A 20,856-nucleotide genomic window follows, 5' to 3' on the forward strand; every position below is an offset into this window, starting at 1 on the left:
GGGCCCAATTAAACATGGTCTGATTCCTCAACAATGAGACTATACAATTTTTTGGCAAAATCTCTAAACTGCTTTGTTTCTCTGATGGATAATTTAGAATAATATTTTTCGATAACTAAGTTATCCATTTCCTCATACTTTTTAAAAAATTCCTTTCCTTTCTCGCCTACTGTCACCAAAATCTCCCTTCTATTTTGGGGATTAATACTTCTTGAGACATAGTTTTCTTGCTCCAGCTTATTAACCAGTTGGCTGACTGAACTCATTGATAAATTTAATTGCTGGGATATGTCTTGTATCTTTGCCGGTTCAATTTCATGGATAAGATGGAGGACCATAAACTGCTTTGGAGAGAGTTCAATTTCCAGTAAGGAGTAATAGTTAATTGCCAAATAATGATTGATTTTATCAAATAATAAAAAACCTTCTTTAATGAATTCACCCTGGTTCACATGAATCACCTCATAATGTTTTAAGTAGTTAAACATTTTATTCAGTTAAAATATATAATATGTATTTACAAATGTCAAGAAACGAAACGTTATGATGTAAAATACAGGGACAGATATTGAAAAAGTGAGCTGTATGATGAAGTCTTTCATATAACTTTAGCGTGGAATACCCCGTGAACCGTTTCCGCAAATCCGGAATTTTTTTTCTAATTCCGACACGATTTAAATACATTGGGAATTGACGTTTAATTTACTTTTATGGTAAAGTAATACCAATTTATTAAAATCCTTTAGTTCGATAGAGAGTTAAAGAATAATGGTTTCGGGAAGTGACATGTTATGTTTTTGCCAGCAGGAAGCAGAGATGAAATGGGGTCCGCCGTCAGCAACCGGTTTTCGGTTATGGAGACGTTCCGCAAGGTTGTGACATTACGCGGCTATGAAATGATTTCGACGCCAGTTGTGGAATATGCGTCCACTTTTACAAATGAATACGTTAATATGAAATTGCAAAACATGTTAAAGTGGTTCAATTCCGAAGGCGAGATTGAAGTGCTGCGTCCCGATTGGACGACAGCGATTGCGAGGGCTTTATCTTCCCAGGAAGCCACACCGCAAAAATGGGCCTATCAAGGGTCCGTATTTAAAACGGACCACCCGGGGGTAGAATGCAACCAGGCCGGCATTGAAATATTACATATGCCGCTTTTGATTGGAGAAATCGAAAGTCTGCTCATGGCACATTCTTTTTTGAATGAAATTGGGATGGGCGATTATGTGATTGAGCTGGGGCATGCAGATATTTATGAAAGCATTGTTTCAAAGCTGCAGCTTGGTAAAGATGACGGTGAAAAGCTGCGCCAGGCGATGCATGACAAGAAAAAAGATGAGGTGTACCATATCGCACTCCATAACGGAGGCAAAGAAGCGGCGGGCGAGCTGGCGGCGCTTGTGGATGCATATGGGGATATCGGGATCATCGATGAGTATGAGAAGCGCTGGAAAGACCGCGGCCACTTGCTTCAAATTCTCGAACAGATGAAAAAGACAGCCCATATTTTGAAAGAATCCGGAAGCGGGGACATTCTCGTTGATTTGGGAAGGGTCAAAAATTTGCCTTATTATTCCGGGATGATGTACAGGGGCTTTTTGAAAAAAACCGGTGACGTTTGCTTTTCCGGCGGCCGCTACGACAAGCTGTATGACAGATACGGCCGGAATGTATCTGCGGCCGGTTTGGCGTTTGATCTGGATATTCTTGCCGAGCAATATGAGGAAGAAAGCGCCAGGCAGCGCGTTTGCATAATTGCCAACGCCGATACGATCGTTTATGCGGAAAAATTACGAAAATCGTTTGAAAACTGCATTGTGGACGTGCAATTGGAAGCCACGGATGCCGAAAATTATGATAAAGTAGTGGAGATACAATTGATTGATGGAAAATATGAGGTGTTGGAAAAGTGAAACCGATTATTGCTTTAACAAAAGGGAGACTGGAAAAGCAATTTCTTAACTTTTTAGAATCCCTGCATTATGATATACAGCCTTTAAAGGAGAAAGGCAGAAAGCTGCAAATAGAGACGGAGGATTTTTATGCCGTATTTGCCAAAGGAGTAGATGTGGCAACTTACGTGGAACATGGGATCGCCGATATTGGAATTGTCGGCGAAGATATATTGCTAGAGTTTGAGCCTGATGTGTACGATTTGCTGCCGCTCCCTTTCGGAAAATGCCGCTTGGCTGTCGCAGGCGAGCCTAAGGCAAAAAACAAGTTTGCCAAACAGCGAATCGCGACAAAGTTTCCAAATATCACGACGAAATATTTTCGGGAAAGAGGGAAATCGGTCGATATCGTGAAGCTGGAAGGATCGGTTGAGCTGGCTCCGCTATTGGGTCTGGCGGACAATATTGTTGATATTGTGGAAACGGGAAATACTTTGAAGGAGAACGGGCTTGTAATTAAGGAAGAAATGCTGGCCATCAGTGCCCGCTGCATTGCAAACCGAAACTCCCTGAAGCTGAAGAAGGCCATTTTGGCTCCTCTTATTGACTCCTTCCGGATGGAGGAGGCAGCCATATGATTCGAAGTTATTCTCCAAAGGATTTTAAGGATACTTTTATTTCCGCTAAAACAAAAAAACAGCCATTTGACAGTGACGTTTTACAGACTGTGAAACACATATTGGATGATATCCGGAACCGCGGCGATGAGGCCCTGAAGGAATATACGGAGAAGTTTGACGGTTTAACCGCTGACTGCCTGTCAGTCTCCAAGGAAGAGCGGGAAAGCGCCTGGAAGGAGGTCGCTCCGGAAGTCGTTGACGCGCTGAAAAAAGCAGCGGAAAACATCAGGAATTTTCACTCCAAACAGCTGCAAACATCACGCGTGATGGAAATGACCGAAGACATTGTTGCCGGGCAGCTATTCCGGCCCATTGAGCGGGTTGGCATTTATGTCCCGGGCGGAAAAGCCTCGTATCCGTCAACGGTTCTTATGAATGCCATACCCGCAAAGCTTGCCGGCGTCAAAAAAATTGTCATGGCAACCCCGGCGAGGGATGGCAAAAGTATTCCGCCCGTTTTGTCGGTTGCTGCAGACATTGCGGGAGTGGACACAATCTATAAAATCGGCGGGAGCCAGGCGATCGGGGCGCTGGCATACGGGACAGAACAAATTGAGGCAGTCGATAAAATTGTCGGTCCCGGGAATGCCTATGTGGCCGCTGCAAAATCTCTCGTTTTCGGCGATGTCGGAATCGATATGATTGCCGGCCCTTCGGAAGTGGCGATTATCGCTGATGAGTCAGCCCATCCGGCACATTTGGCTGCAGACTTAATCGCGCAAGCCGAACATGATGAAAAGGCGCGTTCTTTTATTTTTTGCACTTCGCAAGACCTTCTTGAAAAAACACTGGAAGAAGTAAAACAGCAATGTGAAAAGCTTCCGCGCAAAGATATTGCCGAAGTGTCACTCACCAATGAAGGGGCGGCTGTCTTCGTCGATTCCGTAGATGAAGCATTTGAACTTGTCAACGCCCTTGCTCCCGAACATTTGGAAATACAGACTAAGAACGCACTGCATCATTTAAGCAAAGTACAAAATGCCGGTTCTGTATTCATCGGCAGCCATACACCGGAGGCTGTCGGCGACTATTTTGCCGGGCCGAACCACGTGTTGCCGACGGTTGGGACAGCCCGCTTTTCTTCGGGATTGTCCGTCGATGATTTTATCAAAAAAACAACCTATGTATATTATTCAGAAAACGCATTGCGTTCGGCCGCTCCCTATGTGGAAACCCTTGCGAAAGAAGAGGAGCTTGACGGCCATGCGCGTGCAGTGAAAGTGAGGCTGGAGCAGTGAGAAAGACACTTTCGGGCATCAGCCCTTATAAGGTAAAGCCAGAGCCGGGCGACATCATTAGACTGGACAACAATGAAGCTTATACGAGTTTGCTTTCGTACGTTGATTTTTCCGAACTTGAAAAAACGCTGATTAACCGCTATCCGGCAGAAAGTACGGAAGCCCTCATTGAGGCGTACAGCAAATTTTCCGGTTTTCCCCAAAACAATTTATTGGCAGGTAATGGGTCGGACGAATGCATTACACTCATATGCCAATATGCTCTTGATCCCGGAGATGTCGTGATGGTATTGGAACCTGATTTTTCAATGTATGAGAAAAACGCCCGTATTATGGGAGCAAATATTGAAAAAATCGCTTTACATGATGATTTTTCCATGCCGATTGAAACCGTTTTGAAAAAAATTGAACAAAAGAAGCCAAAGCTCTTCTTATTATCAAACCCGAACAATCCGACTGGCAGGCTTTATGAACAACAGGATATAGAGCAAATCATTGCTGCGCTGGAAGCACATGGCGAAGGGATTCTTGTGTTAGATGAGGCCTATATCGATTTTGCGGGTGAATCTCCGTTTGCGCCAAAGCTGCTTGATTATCACAATCTCATCATTTTAAGAACGGCTTCCAAAGCGCTTGGAATGGCGGCACTCCGGCTCGGGTTTTTGGCTGCCAATGATCATCTTATTGACGGGATCGGCGCTGTCAAACCGCCTTATAATGTCAATACGGTCTCCGCTCAAATCGGGACGCAGCTGTTAAAAAAACCGGAGCTTCTGGATCAATTTTTGCTCATACAGCTGGCCCAAATTGCCGAACTGGAAGAGCTGCTCAACGAATTTGCCGATGGAGTGGAAGGTTCCATTTTATATCCTTCCAGTACCAATTTTTTCTTAATGAAATTAAACGAAGCGAAAAGCCTGACAGACTTTTTATATGAGAAAAAGATCAAGATCCGCTATTTTGGCTGTCCGCTGGAAGCAGTCCGGATCTCGGCGGGCACCAAAGAAGAACATGAGAAATTGCGGGCAGCCTTGAAAGAATGGAGTGAGACTTATGCGCCAAGCATCCGGTAAGCGGGAGACAGCCGAAACGAAAATCGACCTGACGGTCCGGCTCGATGACCCATCGGAAATCAAGATTGAGACGGGGGTCGGATTTTTTGACCATATGCTGCATGCTTTTGCACGGCATGGACGGATCGGGCTTACGCTGCAAGTTGAAGGCGACCTGCATATCGACAGCCACCATACGGTTGAGGATACAGGCATTGTGCTCGGAAAAGCCGTCCGGGAAGCGCTCGGGGACAAGCACGGCATTGTCCGCTTTGGTACATCGTACGTACCGATGGACGACGCGCTTGGGTTTGTTTCGCTTGATATAAGCGGCCGTCCATTTTTGCATTTTGAGGGTGAGTTTAATTTGCCTTCCCTGGGAAATTTTGATACGGAGCTCGTGAGGGAGTTTTTCCAGGCGTTTGCATTTCATGCAGGAATTACCCTCCATGCCAGGGTGCTCTATGGCGAAAATACCCATCACAAAATTGAAGCCCTTTTCAAGGCACTGGGACGGGCATTGGCTGAAGCGGTAAAAATAGATCCTTCGTTGGAAGGTGTTCTGTCAACAAAGGGCTTGCTTGAATAAACATTGAATTAATAGGCCCATTATGATTTGAATGAATGATCAGGAGGCGGCAAATGAAGATTTTACCGGCAATGGATTTAATGGACGGAAAGTGCGTCAGATTGTATCAGGGGGATTTTAACAAAACAACGCAAGTCGGAAGCGATCCCGCTTCGCAATTGCAAACCTTTATTAACAACGGTGCGGAAATCATTCATATTGTTGATTTGGACGGCGCCCGTTCCGGGCGACCTGAGCAGATAGATTTGATTACGGAACTGTGTACCAGGTCGACTGTGCCGGTTCAGGTTGGCGGGGGCATAAGGAATCTGGAAACCGTAGAGGCATACGTACATGCCGGAGTAGACCGGATCGTCATTGGGACGGCTGCCATTCAAAACAGGGCATTTTTACATGAAGCCCTGGAAAACTATCAAAAACATATCGTCATTGGCATTGATGCCCGCAATGAAAAAGTGGCGGTTTCGGGATGGGAGCAGGAAACCGAAATGGATTATATTGAATTTGCGAAGCAAATGGAGCAGCTTGGCGTTGAAACGATCGTTTTTACGGATATCTCAAAAGACGGGACGATGCAGGGGCCGAACCTTGCGCAGCTGAAAAAAATCAATGATGCCGTCAGCTGCAAAATTGTCGCATCAGGCGGTATCCGTAATCAGGAAGATTTGGACGCCGTGGCCGCATTGGGGATTGAAGAGGCGATCGTCGGAAAAGCGATGTATGAAGGCACAGTCACATTAAGGAGGTCATGAACAGTGAAAAAAATTATTCCTTGTCTGGATGTAAAAGACGGAAAAGTAGTGAAAGGAATTCATTTTGAGGGTATGCGTGAAATGGGCGATCCCCTGGAAATGGCCTCAGATTATTCGAGAAATGGTGCCGATGAGCTGGTATTTCTTGATATTTCAGCTACAACGGAAGGACGCGACACGATGGTCGATGTTGTCAGGAAAGTGGCGGAAAAAGTGGACATCCCGTTCACGGTTGGCGGCGGAATCAGAACAGTAGACGATATTGCCGTCATTTTGGATGCTGGAGCGGATAAGGTCGGCATCAACACGGCTGCAGTGGACCGTCCGGAACTCATAAAGGAAGCGGCGGAAAAATTCGGTTCCAACACTGTAGTCGCAGCCGTGGATGCGAAGCAATTTCCGGATGGCTCGTGGCATGTCATGACGCATGGCGGAATGAAAGATTCCGGGCTGGATGCGGTTCAATGGGCCAAAATGCTGGAAGAACTTGGTGCCGGGGAAATATTGCTGACAAGTGTCGACAAAGATGGCGTAAAAGATGGTTATGACTTGGAATTAACGAAAGCGATTGTGGATGCTGTCAAGATTCCGGTTACGGCTTCAGGCGGATGCGGCACCGCAGAGGACATCGTTGAGGTATTTGAAAAGACGAATGCGGCCGCAGCTTTGGCAGCCTCTATTTTCCACCAAGATGAAGTAACCATTCCTGAAGTGAAGAAATTATGCCGTGAGCGGGGAGTGAACGTAAGTGGAGCCTGATTTTTCCAAGGGACTGCTTCCTGCGATCATTGTGGATGATGCAAGCAAAGAGGTGCTTATGCTCGGTTATATGGATGAAACGGCTTACCGGAAGACACTGGAGACGAAGGAAACATGGTTTTTTTCAAGATCCCGCCAGGAATATTGGAACAAAGGGGCCACATCCGGAAATAAGCAAATCGTTAAATCGGTCCATTTGGACTGCGACCGCGATTCCCTGCTCATTTATGTAGAGCCGCTCGGCCCCGCCTGCCATACGGGGGAGCCATCATGTTTTTTTAACCGGATTCTTGGCGAAAAAACGCCTGATTCTTTGATTTTTGCTTCATTAATGGCAGAAATTCATGATCGAAAAACAAATCCGGTTGAAGGTTCCTATACAAATTACTTATTGAATAAGGGAATCGACAAAATTTCCAAAAAGCTGATTGAAGAAGCTGGAGAAGTGATTATAGCAGCAAAAAATCGTGATAAAAAAGAGATCATCAGCGAATGCGGAGACCTGCTTTATCATTGCCTTGTTTTATTGGCGGAGCAAGGGGTTGCCCTTGAAGAGGTATACGCAGAATTGGAAAAACGGTCATCCAGAAAAGGAAATGCGAAGCCGGAACGGCCTGAAATTGAAAATTGGTAAAAGAATTCCTTTTTTACGATGCGTATAGCAAATCGCTGGGCAGGAGATGCGAACAATCGGCGGGGGATCGAAAGATCCCCCGCTGATTTAAGTTTATTTTATGATGGTTTCAGAACAACTTTTATACAGTTATCTTCATGCTCGTTAAAAATTTCATAAGCCCGGGAAGCCTCTTCCAACGGGATCTGGTGTGTAATAATATCCGTCGGATCAATGTCTTTGGAAACAATTTTTTCGTAAAGTTCGGGCATGAAATGGCGTGCGGGAGCCTGTCCCATCTTCAGTGTAATGTTTCGGCTAAAAAGGTCACCTAGCGGAAACATGTTGTAGTTTAACCCGTAAACGCCTGTCAGATGGATCGTGCCATACTTTCGGACAGCTTTTGTGGCAATTTGAATGGCGCTTAATGTTCCGCCTTGGATCATCAGTTTTTGCCCGATTTTTTCAAGCGGGGATTTTTTTCCGTCCATGCCGGCGCAATCAATGACTACATCTGCACCCCCTCCGGTTAATCCCTTCAATTTCAGCCCCATATCATCATGTTTTGTGAAATCAAAGATCTCCACATTGTTTATGTTTTTGGCATGATCCAAACGGTATGGAATATGGTCAATGCCAATCACCCGTTTGGCCCCGGCCTTCCATGCGAATTTTTGCGTCATCAGGCCGATCGGGCCGCAGCCGAGAACAACGACGGTATCCCCCGGTTTTACCCCGGCATTTTTCACACTCCAATAAGCAGTAGGCAGGACATCTGATAAAAACAATAAGGATTCATCTTCGAGTTCACACGATTCCGGTACGACAAACGGAAGGAAATTTCCATAAGGGACTCTCAAGAACTCCGCTTGGCCTCCCGCATAATCACCAAACCATTCGGAGTAGCCAAAATATCCTCCTGTATCTTCAAATCGATTGGATTGATCACATTGGCTTTCCATGTCGTTTTGACAATAAAAACAAGTTCCGCAGGAAACGGTAAAAGGAATGACGACCCGGTCGCCTTTTTTGACTTTGGTAACATCCGGTCCAGTTTCTTCAACGATCCCCATCGGTTCATGCCCAATGATATATCCTTCGCGAAGCTTAATATTTCCGAGGTATAAATGAAGATCCGATCCGCAAATCGCAGTAGATGTGATACGGACGATAATATCATCATTTTTTTCTATCATGGGGTCATCGACATTTTTAACCTCCACCTTTTTCGGGCCTTGGTATGTCACGGCTTTCATCTGTTCGCCTCCATTTCTCTGTCATGTATGGATTAGGATGTCCCGTTCCTCCATAAAAAAACCGGCAAAAGAGCCGGTTTAGTGAATATGCTTTTTCTTGAACCTGCCGCCCCTGACTTCGGATACATTACCGAACGCAACGAAAGCATGGGGGTCATAGTCGTTTACGATCATCTTCAACTTTGTTTCTTCCAAACGGGTCACAACACAAAAAATGACTTTTTTGCTGCCTCCCGTAAAAGCGCCTTCGCCTTTTAAATACGTCACTCCGCGGCCCAGCCTGGCAATAATGGAATTGCCGATGTTTTCCGCTTCGTCGCTGATGATCCAGACGGCTTTTGATTCATTCAGGCCTTCGACGACCAAATCGATTGCTTTATAGGCGATGAAATAAGTAATGATCGAATACATGGCCCGTTCCCAGCTAAAGATAAATCCTGCGGTTGCAAAGATAAAAAAGTTAAAAAACATAATGACTTCGCCCACTGAAAAAGGCAGTTTATTGCTTAATAGAATAGAGAGAACTTCCGTTCCATCAAGCGAACCGCCGGCTCTGATCACCATGCCGACACCGATCCCCAAAATGATTCCGCCAAAAACCGTATCCAGCAATAAATCTTCTGTTACGATAAAAACATTATGAAGGAGAACAGAGGTCAGGGATAAAACAAAAATGCCATACAGAGTCGTGAGAGCGAAGGTTTTCCCGATTTGTTTAACCGATATAAATAAAAGGAAGGTTTAGCAAAAAGAGGATAAATCCAACACGCCAGCCGGTGAGATATCCGATAATAATGGAGATGCCGGTAATTCCGCCGTCCAAAATATTGTTCGGTATTAAAAAAAACTCAAGACTGACAGCCATTAAAATGGCTCCCAAGGTAACAAAAACCAATCGAAAAAAAAGAGTTTTTTTCGTCTGTTTCCTGTGCTGCTGCTGTGAATACATTGCATTGTCTGTAAGTTTCATGGCATCGACCCTTTCTAAATTGACTCTTATGTATATTATAAACCTCTCAAACACTTTAGAAAAAAATATTGCATCAAGTCCCAAATAAACCTGCCTGAATGATGAATGGTGCAAGTGTGAAAGAATTATTCAGGTTGCAACATCATTGTTTTCACCGAAAAAAGAAAAAGTCTGTAGCAGATGCTGCCACAGACTTTTTCAACTTTATTGGGTTGTCTTTGCCACATGTTCTCTCACTTGTTCACGCAGTTTCAGTTTTAAAAACTTGCCAACCGATGTTTTTGGTATTTCATCGAGAAAAATCACATCATCAGGAAGCCACCAGCCGACAAATTGCGGTTTTAAAAAGTCCATTATTTCTTCTTTTGTAGCGCTTTTTCCTTCTTTTAAAACGACGCACGCAACGGGACGCTCCTGCCATTTCGGATGGGGAACCGAGACAACCGCGGCTTCAAAAACAGCTTCATGGGCCATGAGCGCGTTTTCCAGTTCCACGGAAGAGATCCATTCACCGCCGCTTTTGATCAGGTCCTTTGTCCGGTCGACAATATGGATCGCGCCTTCATCATCAATTGTCACTACATCCCCGGTATGAAGCCAGCCGTCACGGAAAGCTTCTTTCGTCCGGTCATCTTTGTAATACTCATTGGCAATCCAGGGTCCGCGGATAAGAAGCTCTCCCATTTCCTTTCCGTCACGCTTTACTTCGCCATTTTCGTTGACAACCTTTATTTCCAAGCCTGGGACAACGAGCCCCTGTTTGGACCTGATTTCCAGTTTTTCCTCATCCGAAAGATCTTGCTGGTAGCTTTTAAGCCGTGACAGTGTGACAAGCGGTGTCGTTTCGGTCATGCCGTATGCGTGGACAAAAGGAATGCCGAACTTTGACTCAAATGCCTGAATGATACCCTTTGGTGCAGCGGCCCCGCCGCACAGGACAGCCCTTAAGCTCGATGTATCATAATTTCCCTTTTCCAGTTCGTTTAAAAGGCCCAGCCAAATAGTAGGTACACCGGCTGTAATCGTAACTTTATACGTTTCAATCAGTTCAGCGAGAATTTTAGGGGTCATCGTCGGGCCCGGAAGCACTTGGGTGGTACCCAGCCAGGTGGCAGCAAAAGGCATTCCCCAGGCATTCACATGAAACATGGGAACAACAGGCATCGCAACATCCGATTCAGAAACCGCTGCAGTATCGGCCATGCTTAACGCCATACTGTGCAGAACAATTCCCCTGTGGGAATAGACGACACCTTTCGGCTTTCCGGTTGTTGCAGACGTATAACACATGCCGGCAGGGTCATTCTCCTCGAGATCAGATGCGAATTCGTACGTTTCATCGCCGTCCTTGATCAGTTTTTCATAGGAATATAAAGGTTTCAAATGGGACTGAGGGGGTATGTCATCGTCAGACATGACAATAAATGCCTGTACAGCAGGTATCTTGTCTTTTATTTTTTCAATGATGGGCAAAAGGTCGGGGTCGATCAGCAATATTTTATCTTCCGCGTGGTTGATGATGTAAATTAAATGCTCCGCTGACAACCGGATATTAATGGTGTGCAACACTGCTCCCATGGACGGAATGGCGAAATACGCCTCCAAATGCCGATGATGGTTCCAGGCAAATGTCCCGACACGGTCTCCTTTTTTAACGCCCAATGTTTCCAGCGCACTCGATAAAGCTCTTGTACGGCGGCCGACTTTCCCGTAGTCCAGACGATGCATTCCGCCATGAGTCCTTGAAATGACTTCTTTCTTGGAAAAATACTTTTCGGCACGCTCAATCATCGCTGCGAGCGTTAAAGGGGTGTTCATCATAGCAATCTCTCCTTTGATTTTACATGTTTACTTAAAATGGTCATTATTTCCTCGCTATGTTCACCGTGTTTGGGAGCCGGATTTCTGAATGGCGCGGGGGTATTTGATCATTTGATCGGATTCTCAAAACCGGATAAGTGATTTGAATTAAATATATTCTAATAATTCAAATATCTAAAGTCAAGTAAAAAGTGATCGAGCATAAAGTTTGTGATAAAATTTGCTTTTCTCCTTATCCGCGATTTAAACTTAGGATAACTGGGGGCCTTTGGGATGCATCCATCATAAACAAGTTGAAATGAGGAAATGAAATGGGTTTTTTACATAGCCTAAAACCTGCATTGCAGGAAACCTGGAAAAAGTCTTTTAAGGAGCCGACACCCGTTCAGGAACGGGCCATACCGGCCATTTTGGAAGGAAAGGATGTCATTGTCCGGTCTCCTACCGGCACCGGCAAAACAGTTGCCTATTTACTGCCGATTTTAAATCAGCTGGATGAAACAAAGGAAGCAACACAGGCAGTCATTTTGGCTCCATCACGGGAGCTCGTCATGCAAATTTTCGAGGAAATTAAAAAATGGTCTGAAGGAACAGGGATTTCGAGCACCTCACTCGTCGGCGGGGCCAATATTAAGCGGCAAATGGAAAAACTGAAAAAGCGCCCGCAACTGATTGTTGGAACACCAGGAAGAATATGGGAACTGATTCAAATGAAAAAAGTGAAGATGCATGAAGTGAAAACCATTGTGCTGGACGAAGGGGATGAGCTGCTCGAAAAAGAACACTTCGACGCTGTCCGCAGTATAGTAAAATCCGCGCTGAATGACCGGCAGCTGCTACTTTTTTCAGCAACTGCTTTGCAAGATCCCGACCAAGTCAAGACAATGCTGGGGCGGGAGCCCGAATGGGTCACAGTTGAGGAGGAACAAGCTGTTCCATCTAAAATCGAGCATGTTTATTTGTTGTGCGAGCCGCGCGAAAAAATCAAATTGCTGGGTAAAATCGCGAAAATGGACGGGATGAAAGGACTCGTTTTCATCCGTTCTGTCGGTCATTTGCATGTCATTGCGGATAAGTTGTCCTATGAGGGAGTTGATTTGGCCATTCTGCACAGTGATTTGCGCAAGGATGAACGAAAAAGGGCATTAAAAAAGCTGGATTCCGGAGATATCAGTATCCTGCTCGCTACGGATATAGCTGCAAGAGGATTGGATATTCAAGGGATATCACACGTCATTCATTTTGATTTGGCGGAAGACTCAGAACAATATATCCACCGTTCCGGAAGAACGGGCCGAATGGGCAAATCCGGAACCGTTGTTTCACTCGTTCATCCAAGGGATGAACGGGAACTCCAAAAATACGGCAGGAAGCTGGGGGTTCCAATACTAAGAAAGCGGCTCTATAAAGGTGAGTTTAGCCAACCAAAAGATTACCACCGCAGGGGGAAATAAACGTTTTCCGCAAGCTCCGGAAAATCGATAAACGGGTTGCGATTTCCCTGTATATGGTAGATGGCCTGATTCCGGTGTTTTTCGTAAAGCTCCGGGGGAAATGCCTTGTTCCAATTCCGCAGGAGCGTGAAGTCCACTTTTTTTCGAAATGCTTTTTTAATTCCTTTCGGATAACGAAGGATAAAATAAAGCAGGGCGCGGGCAACCGTTCCTTTACCGAATTCCGGTTCAAACAGCCCGGATGAAGCTACGCCGCATTGGTTTCGTATTTTTTCAGTGGGCAGTTCCGGGTTGTATTCCGGAAAGTCATAGTACGCAAAATTGGACCGGGTTGCGTTGCAGCTTGGTTCACATGCAAAAAGATGGTGCAAATCACCTTTCATGGGCTCACGTCCAGAAAACCAGGATTGCGGGACAATGTGTTCGGCATTAAATTTCAGTTCCGCCGGCACGTAATCGGGAAAGCTGTTTTCTGCCATCAGCTGTTCATGCTTTTTTCGAACTTCTTCATCTTTTGCCATCAAGATGGCCGGATCTTGATTTTTTCCGGAGTATATACTTTTAATTTCACCGTTAGGCTGAAGATCCACCCACGTATATAAATATTGGTCTTTGCTTACCGTATAGGGAAGGCGGTTTTTATGGGTCTGTTTCACAAGGGCATGCAGCTGCCGGAATAATGATTTCACTTCCCACAGATTGACACGCCGGTAATATTGGATGATTTCATCCCTGTCCGCTTTCGCATCGTAATAAACAAGATCATTTTCTCTTAATCTATGGAGATTTTTCTCCAGTGCCTTGACCATTGCATCATCACTCCGTTCCTGCCGGATTATTCCTGTAAACAAGTCTCTTAAAATAGGATTGTTCTGTTTCCAGCTCGCGGTTCATCAGAATTTCCATCGTTTCCAAATCCTGGCGGGTAACAACAGGATCGCTGGAGGACCAATGAACGGTATAAACGAAATAATAGTCTTTAATCGGCCTGAAAATAACTTTTGAATGGAAAAAGGGATTAAACATTGCCATAATATTGTATTTTTTCGTATACGACCAATGTAAAAGCTCCATCATCACCGTTCCTCTCCTGTCCATTATAATCTTTTGATGTAAAAAACAGAAATAGAAAATGGTTCAATTACGGTAAATAGGGAAAATATAAATACATATATAACACAGATCGAGAGGGATCGGGATGGGCAATGACAAAAACTTCTTTTCTGTATTCAAAAATCTGAAGGAGCAGGTGGACAGGCTGCCGCTGTCAGGCAATGCAAAACAAAAAATGAAGTCCAGGATCATTGAATTGAAGGAGCTTACAATCGATGCACGGGAACCAAGAATTGCGCTTGTTGGAAGAAGGGGGGCCGGAAAATCATCACTCATCAATGCCTTGTTTGGGGAAAGACGGCAAGCGACCGGATCCGTCCAGGCAGGTACGGGACGGGGAAAATGGCTTTGGTACCCTTCGGATGAAGAAAAGAAGATCAGGCTGCTGGATTCCAGGGGGCTTGGTGAAAGCGAGAAGCCGCTAAAAGCAGATGAATATAGTGCAGTGGCACAAATGAAAAAGGAAGTGAAAGACGATCCGCCGGATGTATTCCTGTTTTTAATCAAGGCAAAAGAAACAGATGCACGGGTGGATGAAGACTTGCGCGAACTGAATGATATCAGGGCATTCATCCGCAAAGCCCACAGCTATGATGTACCTGTCATTTGCGTCGTGACGCAAGTGGATGAACTTGATCCGCCTTATTATAAACAGCTTCCGCTGGATGGCCATCCTGAAAAAGCAAAAAATATCAAAGCGGGCGTCCATTTAATGGAAAAACGCTTTAAGGAACATCACATTCCCCTTATCACAACGATTCCGGTCTGCACGTATACAGATTTTGATGAAGACGGAAATATCGTTTATGATATGCGCTGGAACGTGGATGAACTGGCTGCTTATTTAGTCGACATTCTTCCGAATGATGCCAAATTAAAAACTGCAAAAGCGGCAAAAGCGGTTCCGGCTAAAAAAAAAGCGGCACAGAAGATCGTCGCAACAATGTCCGGCATGGCGGTGATCATCGGAATTGAGCCGATTCCGTTTGCGGATATGCCGCTGTTAACGGCCCTTCAAGCCATCATGATTATGGCGATCGCCTATATATCAGGAAGGGAAATCAGCAGGGCAACTGCCGGCGAATTTATCGGAGCGCTTGGGGTCAATTTTGGCGTTGCTTTCGTCGTAAGGGAAGGAGTCCGTTCAGCGGCCAAAATGATTCCTGCTGCCGGGAACGTCCTTTCCGGCGCAGTGGCCGGCGGGGTAACGTATGGCATCGGCCAGGCAGGCATTGCCTATTACATTGAGGGAAAGGACTTGAAAAAAGCAAAGCAGGCATTTGAGAGAGAAAAGAAGCATTTTCGCAAAGAGCAGGAAAAAGAATGATCAACGGGGAAAGCTCCGCGGAGTTTATTTTTAATTAATGGTTGTACTCTGTCAACCATTTATTTTACAATTTGGATGGGATGTTTATATGAACAGGTAGGAAGTGTTGACATATGGCAAAACGAAATGTGATCTTTGAAAAAATACCATTCGATTCAGATGGCTTTTTTTGTGCATACACTCATCTGACGCGCAAAAAGGAGAAGCACGTATTATTGGAAAGCGGGCGGACAGGGCGGTACAGTATTGCAGGGATCAGTCCATTTGCGGAAGCAAGAGCAGTTGGGAACGGTTTGGAGGTTATTCATAACGGTGAGAAACAGATATTGGAAGGTAAGCCGTTTGAAGCACTTGAAAAATGGATGAAGCGTTTTTCCTTTGCTCCTTTGCCGGGAATACCCGATTTTCAAGGCGGAGCCATCGGTTTTATTAGCTATGATTACATAGAGCATGTAGTGAACCTGCCCCAAATTGTCAAAGACGATGTGCAATTTCCCATATTATATTTTCTGGTTTTTGACCAATGGGCTGTTTTTGACCATGAGGAACAGAGTCTCTGGTTAATGTCATTACGGCATGGAAGGGCCGAGGAATCAATTGACCGGATGAAATGGGAATGGCTGGAAGCATCCAAACAAACGATCGGGGAATGCATGTCAGAAAATGCCGGAGAAGGCGATCACGATATCCAAGTTTCTTTACCGGAGGCTGCGTTTAAGGCTGCTGTTAAAAAGATTCAGCAATACATTAGAGATGGTGAAGTTTCACAGGTTAACCTGACGGTGCGCCAGTCGCAGCCCATTTCCGTTCCGCCAATCCAGGTGTACAAAGAATTACGGAAATTGAATCCTTCACCGTATATGGGTTTTTTTCATACACCTGAATGTCAAATCGTGTCGGGATCACCGGAAATGCTCATTAAAAAAATGGCCGCCATGTAGAAACGAGGCCAATTGGGGGAACAAGGCCGCGCGGAGCAGACGAGGCGGAGGATTGGGCTCTGCAAGACGAATTGCTCACCAATAAAAAAGAACGGGCGGAACATATTATGCTCGTCGATGTGGAGCGGAATGATCTCGGGAAAGTATGTGATTACGGATCTGTCAAAGTCGATGAACTGTTGGTGATCGAAAAATATTCACATGTCATGCATCTCGTTTCACATGTAAGCGGCGAGCTTTCGGAAGATAAAAGTTTAAACGATTTAATGGAGGCTGTATTTCCCGGCGGTTCGATTACGGGCGCACCCAAACGACGGACAATGGAAATGATTGAAGAATTGGAACCCGCAAAACGCGGGGTCTATACCGGCTCACTTGGCTGGATCGGGTTTAACGGTGATCTCCATTTCAATATTTTGATCCGCACGATGCTGATAAAAGAGGACATGTGCCATGTACAGGCCGGGGCGGGAATCGTCATTGATTCGGAGCCGGCGGCAGAGTACAAGGAATCTTTGAAAAAAGCGGCTGCCCTTTGGAAAGCAAAGGAACTGGCAGAGAAAAGAGGGATTGGCGTTGGTACTCATTATCGATCATGATGATTCGTTTACATATAACATTGTACAGTTGATTGGCGCTATGGAAAGGGAAGTGGCCGTCAAGCGGGCCGATAAGCTTTCACTCCAGGAAATGGATAAGCTTTCCCCCGACTGCATCATTCTTGCATCGGGAGCAGGCATGCCGGAAAAAGAAGGAATGACTGTCAGGATCATTCGGCATTTTTCCGGGAGAATTCCGATTTTTGGCATTGGTTTTGGGCACCTGGCGGTGGCCGTTGCTTTTGGAGGCGAAATCGGTATTTCGCCACATGTGCTGCACGGGAAGACATCAGAAATCCACCATGACGGAAAAACCATTTTTTCCGAACTGGATGAACCGTTTCGGGCAACACGCTATCACTCGCTTCTGGTCAACAGGGAAGGGCTCCCATCCTGTTTGGAAGTGAGTGCGCAAAGTGAAGATGAAGAAATCATGGCAATCCGCCATAAGGAATGGCCGGTCGAAGGTGTCCAGTTTCATCCCGAATCGATCATGACCCGTGATGGGAAACAGCTTTTTGCCAACTTTATGAAAATCACTCGAATGGCTGTGAAGTAAATTGGTTTTATTTTTAAATGGGAAGTTTGTCAAGAAGGAGAAGGCGGCCATCTCACCTTTTGACCATGGCTATTTATATGGTTTGGGCATCTTTGAAACGCTTCGTACATATAATGGGAAGCCGTTTTTATTGGAAGAGCATTTAGAAAGGCTGAACGATGGATTAAATGAGCTGGGGATAGACAGAGAGTTTACACCTTCCGAAATCAAGCCAATCATCCACGAATTATGCCGTATCAATGGGCTCCCGGATTCCTACATCCGGATGAATGTATCAGCAGGGATAGGTGACATCGGCCTGCAAACAGCCCTGTATGAAGATCCGACCGTTATTATTTTTCAAAAACCGCTTCCGCCGCTCACTCCCCTCCGGGAAAAAGAGGCGGTCATTTTAAAACTGCGGCGCAATACGCCGGAAACAGGAAGCCGGCTGAAATCCCACCATTTTTTCAACAATGCTGCCGCCAAAAGAGAGATCGGACCTGACCCTGATAAGGAAGGCATCTTCCTGACAAAAGAAGGATATTTGGCAGAAGGTATCACTTCCAATTTATTTTGGGCAAAAGAGGGCGTCTTGTACACACCTGCCCTCGAAACGGGCATTTTAAACGGAATTACAAGGCAATTCATATTAAAAATGGCTGGACGCTCGGGCATTCCCGTTAAAGAAGGCCTATTTAAAGAGAGCGCCCTTCATGAGGCAGATGAAATGTTTTTCACCAACTCCATTCAGGAAATCGTCCCCGTTCACAAGTTCATGAAGCGTGAATTGCCAGGGAACAGGGGAGCTATTGTCCGTCAGCTTTATAAAAAATATGAGGACAACATATCCATGCTCGATGAATAAAGGCAAAAAATCTCCTGCAGCCTGCAGGAGATTTTCCATTTTTATCATTCATGATGCCAGTCATTGGAAGGAGGCCGATCGATTTTTCTGGTATCTTCAAAATCTAAGGCGGAACCGATAAAGAAAACGAGTCCTCCGGCAATTATCGCTAAAAAAACGATCAATCCAATCAAAACCGATAATTCCATCGTTGTTCCCTCCAGTTTTCCGATCATTATTACATGTCATTACCCTGTTTTTTAAAAGATAAAACATCCTATTCCCATTTGTCAATATATTTTTAAAATTTATGATTCTTATTTGTTTTTTCCGGTTCATCAGAAGGGGAGGGATCAATTCTAAGCGGATCATCAAAATCCAATCCGGTACTGATATAATAAACAAGAAATCCTGCGATAGCGGCCAATACACCTGCCAAACCAAATGTAATCCATAATTCCATGAGCATTCCCCCTTGGTAAAATGTATGCTCATGAAAGTATTCCATTCATCATAAAAATTTTTCTCTGACAAAAATAGCCATAAATTTCAAATAAACATTTCCTGCAGCCTTGTTATGTACAAATAAAAGAGCGCCCTTGTCAAGCGCTCAAGCTTATTAATCCGATTTTCATTAATGCATATGATGGTGGTGAGGGTGGATATGGTGCATGGCATATGGATGCATGCCCTGATGTTGAAATTGCATCTGGTCCATCTCAAATCCGTGATCATGCCAATGATGGTGCATGGGATGGCCGTGGTGATGCATGGGATAACCGTGATGATGCATGGGATAACCATAATCATGCATGGGATAACCATGATAGCCATATAAATAAGGATTCATGTCAATTCACCTTCTTTAGTTTTTTGTCTATACACCATATGACCCAGGAAAAAAGATGAAACCCGATTTTAACAAAATGGGTATTCGTCTATGGGCCGGTTTAACGCTACAATCAGTTCAATGATGACATGATTAGGCTTTGTGTTAAATTCGAACAAATTCAAAATATAATAAGCTGGTTTCTGGATTTCGGCTAGTCTTTTTTCGGTAGGAGAAGGAGGAATTTTTAACTGGATATTACCTTCACGGATTCATGTTAATACGGTAATATGAGGTCTTGTTCCTCTAACAGAAACCATATTTGGTTCTCAGTCATTATTTATTACGTTTGGTTTAATAATTGCTATACCGATTCTACTTGTACTAATGATGCCAAAAAAAGGACAAGAAGTAACGGTTGATGGATCTTTATTTGAAGAGGAGGCTGCAGTTTCTTCGGAAGCAGAAGTAAAAATTTAACATTAGCCGAAAGATTTGATAAAAGTAAAATCATAGGTATGACTCTAGGATTATTCGGTTTATTATACCTTGTTTATTATTTTGCTAATAATGGTTTTAACTTGAATATTAATTCAATCGCCATCATTTTTATGTTCTAGGTGTTTTTGCTCACGGATCTTTAATTAAATATTCTAATGCGATCGGAGAAGGAACGTCTTCAGCGTCAGGCATTATACTTCAGTTCCCCCTTTATGCAGGTAGATGGGAATAATGGGTGGCAGTGGGCTTGTAATGATGATTTCTGACTGGTTATTAAGCTTAGCGACTTACAAAACTTATGAACTGTTTAGTTACTTTTTATCCATTATAATTAGTATTTTTATCCCTTCTGCAGGAGGACACTGGGCTGTTCAAGCGCCTTTCATGCTTCCAGCTGCAGAAACATTGGGAGTAGAGCCATGGAAAGTAGCCATGGGTGTTGCATGGGGAGAAAGTATTTGGAACATTGTTTGTCCATTCTGGGCATTGCCATTAATCGCAATTGCTAAAATTGACTTACGAGATCTAATGGGATTTTCAGTTCTGCTCTTTATCGTAGGTAATATTATTGCAATTACAGGTATTGTCCTATTCCAATAAATAAAAAAACATTATAAGGGGTCCTGCCGACAAAACGCGGATATCGTATATTATCAAGACCTAAATCGTAAAGGGGGAATACATATTATACATGACTAATATGTATCTTCCCTGTTATTTTTTGTTTCACAATCGGGCCCTGATTCTTGAATAGACTCCTCAATTGTTATCGAACTGTATTTTAACATTGAATTTAATAAATTTCTGAATTAAATTTACCCAGAAAAGTTTTAATTCCTTATATAATGTGTGCCACCCGTTAATGTATGTACACCCTATCACAATCTTCGATCCATTTTAATAAAAGTGAGAATTAATTATTTCAACCTTACAAACTGGAATTTGTCATCCTAATTTGCTGTTCTGTTACCACATATATAATCAGAGTAATTACTTTAATATAATCCTGAATCCGTGATATAGGTTGTTAAAACCCTGTAAATAAGATGCTATCCTGGTGTTTTTTCCAATTTCCTCCACTT

At 44.3% G+C, this 20,856-nt stretch carries 21 protein-coding genes and 4 pseudogenes; 16 read left to right on the top strand and 9 right to left on the bottom strand.

The features are described 5' to 3' along the window. Positions 1–8: 8 nt before the first annotated feature. Complete coding sequence (locus AB1L08_RS10365; protein WP_413064579.1) at positions 9–452, bottom strand: MarR family winged helix-turn-helix transcriptional regulator; 444 nt, start codon at positions 450–452, stop codon at positions 9–11. A 339-nt stretch (positions 453–791) separates the two neighbouring features. Here AB1L08_RS10365 and AB1L08_RS10370 point away from each other — a divergent pair, with 339 nt between their 5' ends. Genes AB1L08_RS10370 through hisIE form a run of 8 tightly spaced genes read left to right on the top strand, consistent with a single transcriptional unit; the run spans position 792 to position 7,599 of the window. Beyond that, positions 792–1,916, top strand: a complete 1,125-nt coding sequence (locus AB1L08_RS10370) for an ATP phosphoribosyltransferase regulatory subunit (RefSeq protein WP_413064580.1) — start codon at positions 792–794, stop codon at positions 1,914–1,916. Beyond that, positions 1,913–2,533 carry an ATP phosphoribosyltransferase gene (gene hisG, locus AB1L08_RS10375; protein WP_413064581.1) on the top strand — a complete coding sequence of 207 codons (621 nt, stop codon included), beginning with the start codon at positions 1,913–1,915 and terminating at the stop codon, positions 2,531–2,533. Before AB1L08_RS10370 ends, hisG begins: the two co-directional genes overlap by 4 nt. Further along, positions 2,530–3,813: a histidinol dehydrogenase gene (gene hisD, locus AB1L08_RS10380; protein WP_413064582.1), complete on the top strand. Its 1,284-nt coding sequence runs from the start codon at positions 2,530–2,532 to the stop codon at positions 3,811–3,813. Before hisG ends, hisD begins: the two co-directional genes overlap by 4 nt. After that, complete coding sequence (locus AB1L08_RS10385; protein ID WP_413064583.1) at positions 3,810–4,886, top strand: pyridoxal phosphate-dependent aminotransferase; 1,077 nt, start codon at positions 3,810–3,812, stop codon at positions 4,884–4,886. The genes hisD and AB1L08_RS10385 overlap by 4 nt, the downstream gene beginning before the upstream one ends. Further along, positions 4,867–5,454, top strand: a complete 588-nt coding sequence (gene hisB, locus AB1L08_RS10390; protein WP_413064584.1) for an imidazoleglycerol-phosphate dehydratase HisB — start codon at positions 4,867–4,869, stop codon at positions 5,452–5,454. The genes AB1L08_RS10385 and hisB overlap by 20 nt, the downstream gene beginning before the upstream one ends. A gap of 53 nt (positions 5,455–5,507) precedes the next feature. Then, the gene (gene hisA / locus AB1L08_RS10395; RefSeq protein ID WP_413064585.1) at positions 5,508–6,206 is read left to right on the top strand and encodes a 1-(5-phosphoribosyl)-5-[(5-phosphoribosylamino)methylideneamino]imidazole-4-carboxamide isomerase; all 699 of its coding nucleotides are present in this window, start codon (positions 5,508–5,510) and stop codon (positions 6,204–6,206) included. 3 nt (positions 6,207–6,209) lie between these two features. Continuing rightward, entirely contained in the window at positions 6,210–6,965 is a 756-nt protein-coding gene (hisF, locus tag AB1L08_RS10400; protein ID WP_413064586.1) for an imidazole glycerol phosphate synthase subunit HisF, read from the top strand. After that, the gene (gene hisIE / locus AB1L08_RS10405) at positions 6,955–7,599 is read left to right on the top strand and encodes a bifunctional phosphoribosyl-AMP cyclohydrolase/phosphoribosyl-ATP diphosphatase HisIE (RefSeq protein ID WP_413064587.1); all 645 of its coding nucleotides are present in this window, start codon (positions 6,955–6,957) and stop codon (positions 7,597–7,599) included. Before hisF ends, hisIE begins: the two co-directional genes overlap by 11 nt. Positions 7,600–7,697: 98 nt before the next feature. Here hisIE and AB1L08_RS10410 read toward each other — a convergent pair whose 3' ends face one another. The 3 genes and pseudogenes from AB1L08_RS10410 to AB1L08_RS10420 all read right to left on the bottom strand — a co-directional run bounded on the left by AB1L08_RS10410 (position 7,698) and on the right by AB1L08_RS10420 (position 11,625). Beyond that, positions 7,698–8,834, bottom strand: a complete 1,137-nt coding sequence (locus AB1L08_RS10410; RefSeq protein ID WP_413064588.1) for a zinc-dependent alcohol dehydrogenase — start codon at positions 8,832–8,834, stop codon at positions 7,698–7,700. Between the two features lie 78 nt (positions 8,835–8,912). Next, positions 8,913–9,783: pseudogene (locus AB1L08_RS10415) on the bottom strand (YitT family protein). Between the two features lie 225 nt (positions 9,784–10,008). Next, on the bottom strand, positions 10,009–11,625 hold the full coding sequence (locus AB1L08_RS10420) for a long-chain fatty acid--CoA ligase (protein WP_413064589.1): 1,617 nt from the start codon (positions 11,623–11,625) through the stop codon (positions 10,009–10,011). A 311-nt stretch (positions 11,626–11,936) separates the two neighbouring features. Between AB1L08_RS10420 and AB1L08_RS10425 the strand changes: the two genes are divergently transcribed. Then, positions 11,937–13,079: a DEAD/DEAH box helicase gene (locus AB1L08_RS10425; RefSeq protein ID WP_413064590.1), complete on the top strand. Its 1,143-nt coding sequence runs from the start codon at positions 11,937–11,939 to the stop codon at positions 13,077–13,079. Here AB1L08_RS10425 and AB1L08_RS10430 read toward each other — a convergent pair. Beyond that, positions 13,058–13,888, bottom strand: a complete 831-nt coding sequence (locus tag AB1L08_RS10430) for an endonuclease I family protein (protein ID WP_413064591.1) — start codon at positions 13,886–13,888, stop codon at positions 13,058–13,060. The two genes, AB1L08_RS10425 and AB1L08_RS10430, sit on opposite strands and share 22 nt — an antisense overlap. Before the next feature lie 7 nt (positions 13,889–13,895). After that, positions 13,896–14,156, bottom strand: a complete 261-nt coding sequence (locus AB1L08_RS10435; RefSeq protein ID WP_413064592.1) for a hypothetical protein — start codon at positions 14,154–14,156, stop codon at positions 13,896–13,898. A 121-nt stretch (positions 14,157–14,277) separates the two neighbouring features. On the opposite strand from AB1L08_RS10435, the gene AB1L08_RS10440 reads away from it, so the two are divergent. The 4 genes and pseudogenes from AB1L08_RS10440 to pabC all read left to right on the top strand — a co-directional run bounded on the left by AB1L08_RS10440 (position 14,278) and on the right by pabC (position 18,465). Then, complete coding sequence (locus AB1L08_RS10440; RefSeq protein ID WP_413064593.1) at positions 14,278–15,519, top strand: GTPase family protein; 1,242 nt, start codon at positions 14,278–14,280, stop codon at positions 15,517–15,519. Between the two features lie 113 nt (positions 15,520–15,632). After that, positions 15,633–17,059: pseudogene (locus tag AB1L08_RS10445) on the top strand (anthranilate synthase component I family protein). Further along, the gene (locus AB1L08_RS10450; protein ID WP_413064594.1) at positions 17,037–17,618 is read left to right on the top strand and encodes an anthranilate synthase component II; all 582 of its coding nucleotides are present in this window, start codon (positions 17,037–17,039) and stop codon (positions 17,616–17,618) included. Before AB1L08_RS10445 ends, AB1L08_RS10450 begins: the two are co-directional and overlap by 23 nt. A 1-nt stretch (position 17,619) precedes the next feature. Beyond that, positions 17,620–18,465: an aminodeoxychorismate lyase gene (gene pabC / locus AB1L08_RS10455; protein ID WP_413064595.1), complete on the top strand. Its 846-nt coding sequence runs from the start codon at positions 17,620–17,622 to the stop codon at positions 18,463–18,465. Positions 18,466–18,509: 44 nt separating this feature from the next. Here pabC and AB1L08_RS10460 read toward each other — a convergent pair whose 3' ends face one another. The 3 genes from AB1L08_RS10460 to AB1L08_RS10470 form a co-directional block, all read right to left on the bottom strand. Next, positions 18,510–18,653 (bottom strand): hypothetical protein, encoded by a 144-nt coding sequence (locus AB1L08_RS10460; RefSeq protein WP_413064596.1) that lies wholly within the window; start codon positions 18,651–18,653, stop codon positions 18,510–18,512. 92 nt (positions 18,654–18,745) lie between these two features. Beyond that, complete coding sequence (locus tag AB1L08_RS10465; RefSeq protein ID WP_413064597.1) at positions 18,746–18,907, bottom strand: hypothetical protein; 162 nt, start codon at positions 18,905–18,907, stop codon at positions 18,746–18,748. A gap of 171 nt (positions 18,908–19,078) precedes the next feature. Beyond that, positions 19,079–19,294 (bottom strand): hypothetical protein, encoded by a 216-nt coding sequence (locus AB1L08_RS10470; RefSeq protein ID WP_413064598.1) that lies wholly within the window; start codon positions 19,292–19,294, stop codon positions 19,079–19,081. A 288-nt stretch (positions 19,295–19,582) separates the two neighbouring features. On the opposite strand from AB1L08_RS10470, the pseudogene AB1L08_RS10475 reads away from it, so the two are divergent. From AB1L08_RS10475 to AB1L08_RS10485, 3 genes and pseudogenes are all read left to right on the top strand, one after another. Continuing rightward, positions 19,583–19,753 (top strand): annotated as a pseudogene (locus AB1L08_RS10475) (hypothetical protein); the annotation flags it as partial. Next, positions 19,753–20,006: pseudogene (locus AB1L08_RS10480) on the top strand (TIGR00366 family protein); the annotation flags it as partial. The pseudogenes AB1L08_RS10475 and AB1L08_RS10480, both read left to right, overlap by 1 nt. Further along, the gene (locus tag AB1L08_RS10485) at positions 20,006–20,374 is read left to right on the top strand and encodes a TIGR00366 family protein (protein ID WP_413064599.1); all 369 of its coding nucleotides are present in this window, start codon (positions 20,006–20,008) and stop codon (positions 20,372–20,374) included. The pseudogene AB1L08_RS10480 and the gene AB1L08_RS10485, both read left to right, overlap by 1 nt. Positions 20,375–20,856: the final 482 nt, after the last annotated feature.

This window comes from Siminovitchia jepli (assembly GCF_047228825.1).
In the GTDB taxonomy this organism is placed as follows: domain Bacteria; phylum Bacillota; class Bacilli; order Bacillales; family Bacillaceae_C; genus Siminovitchia.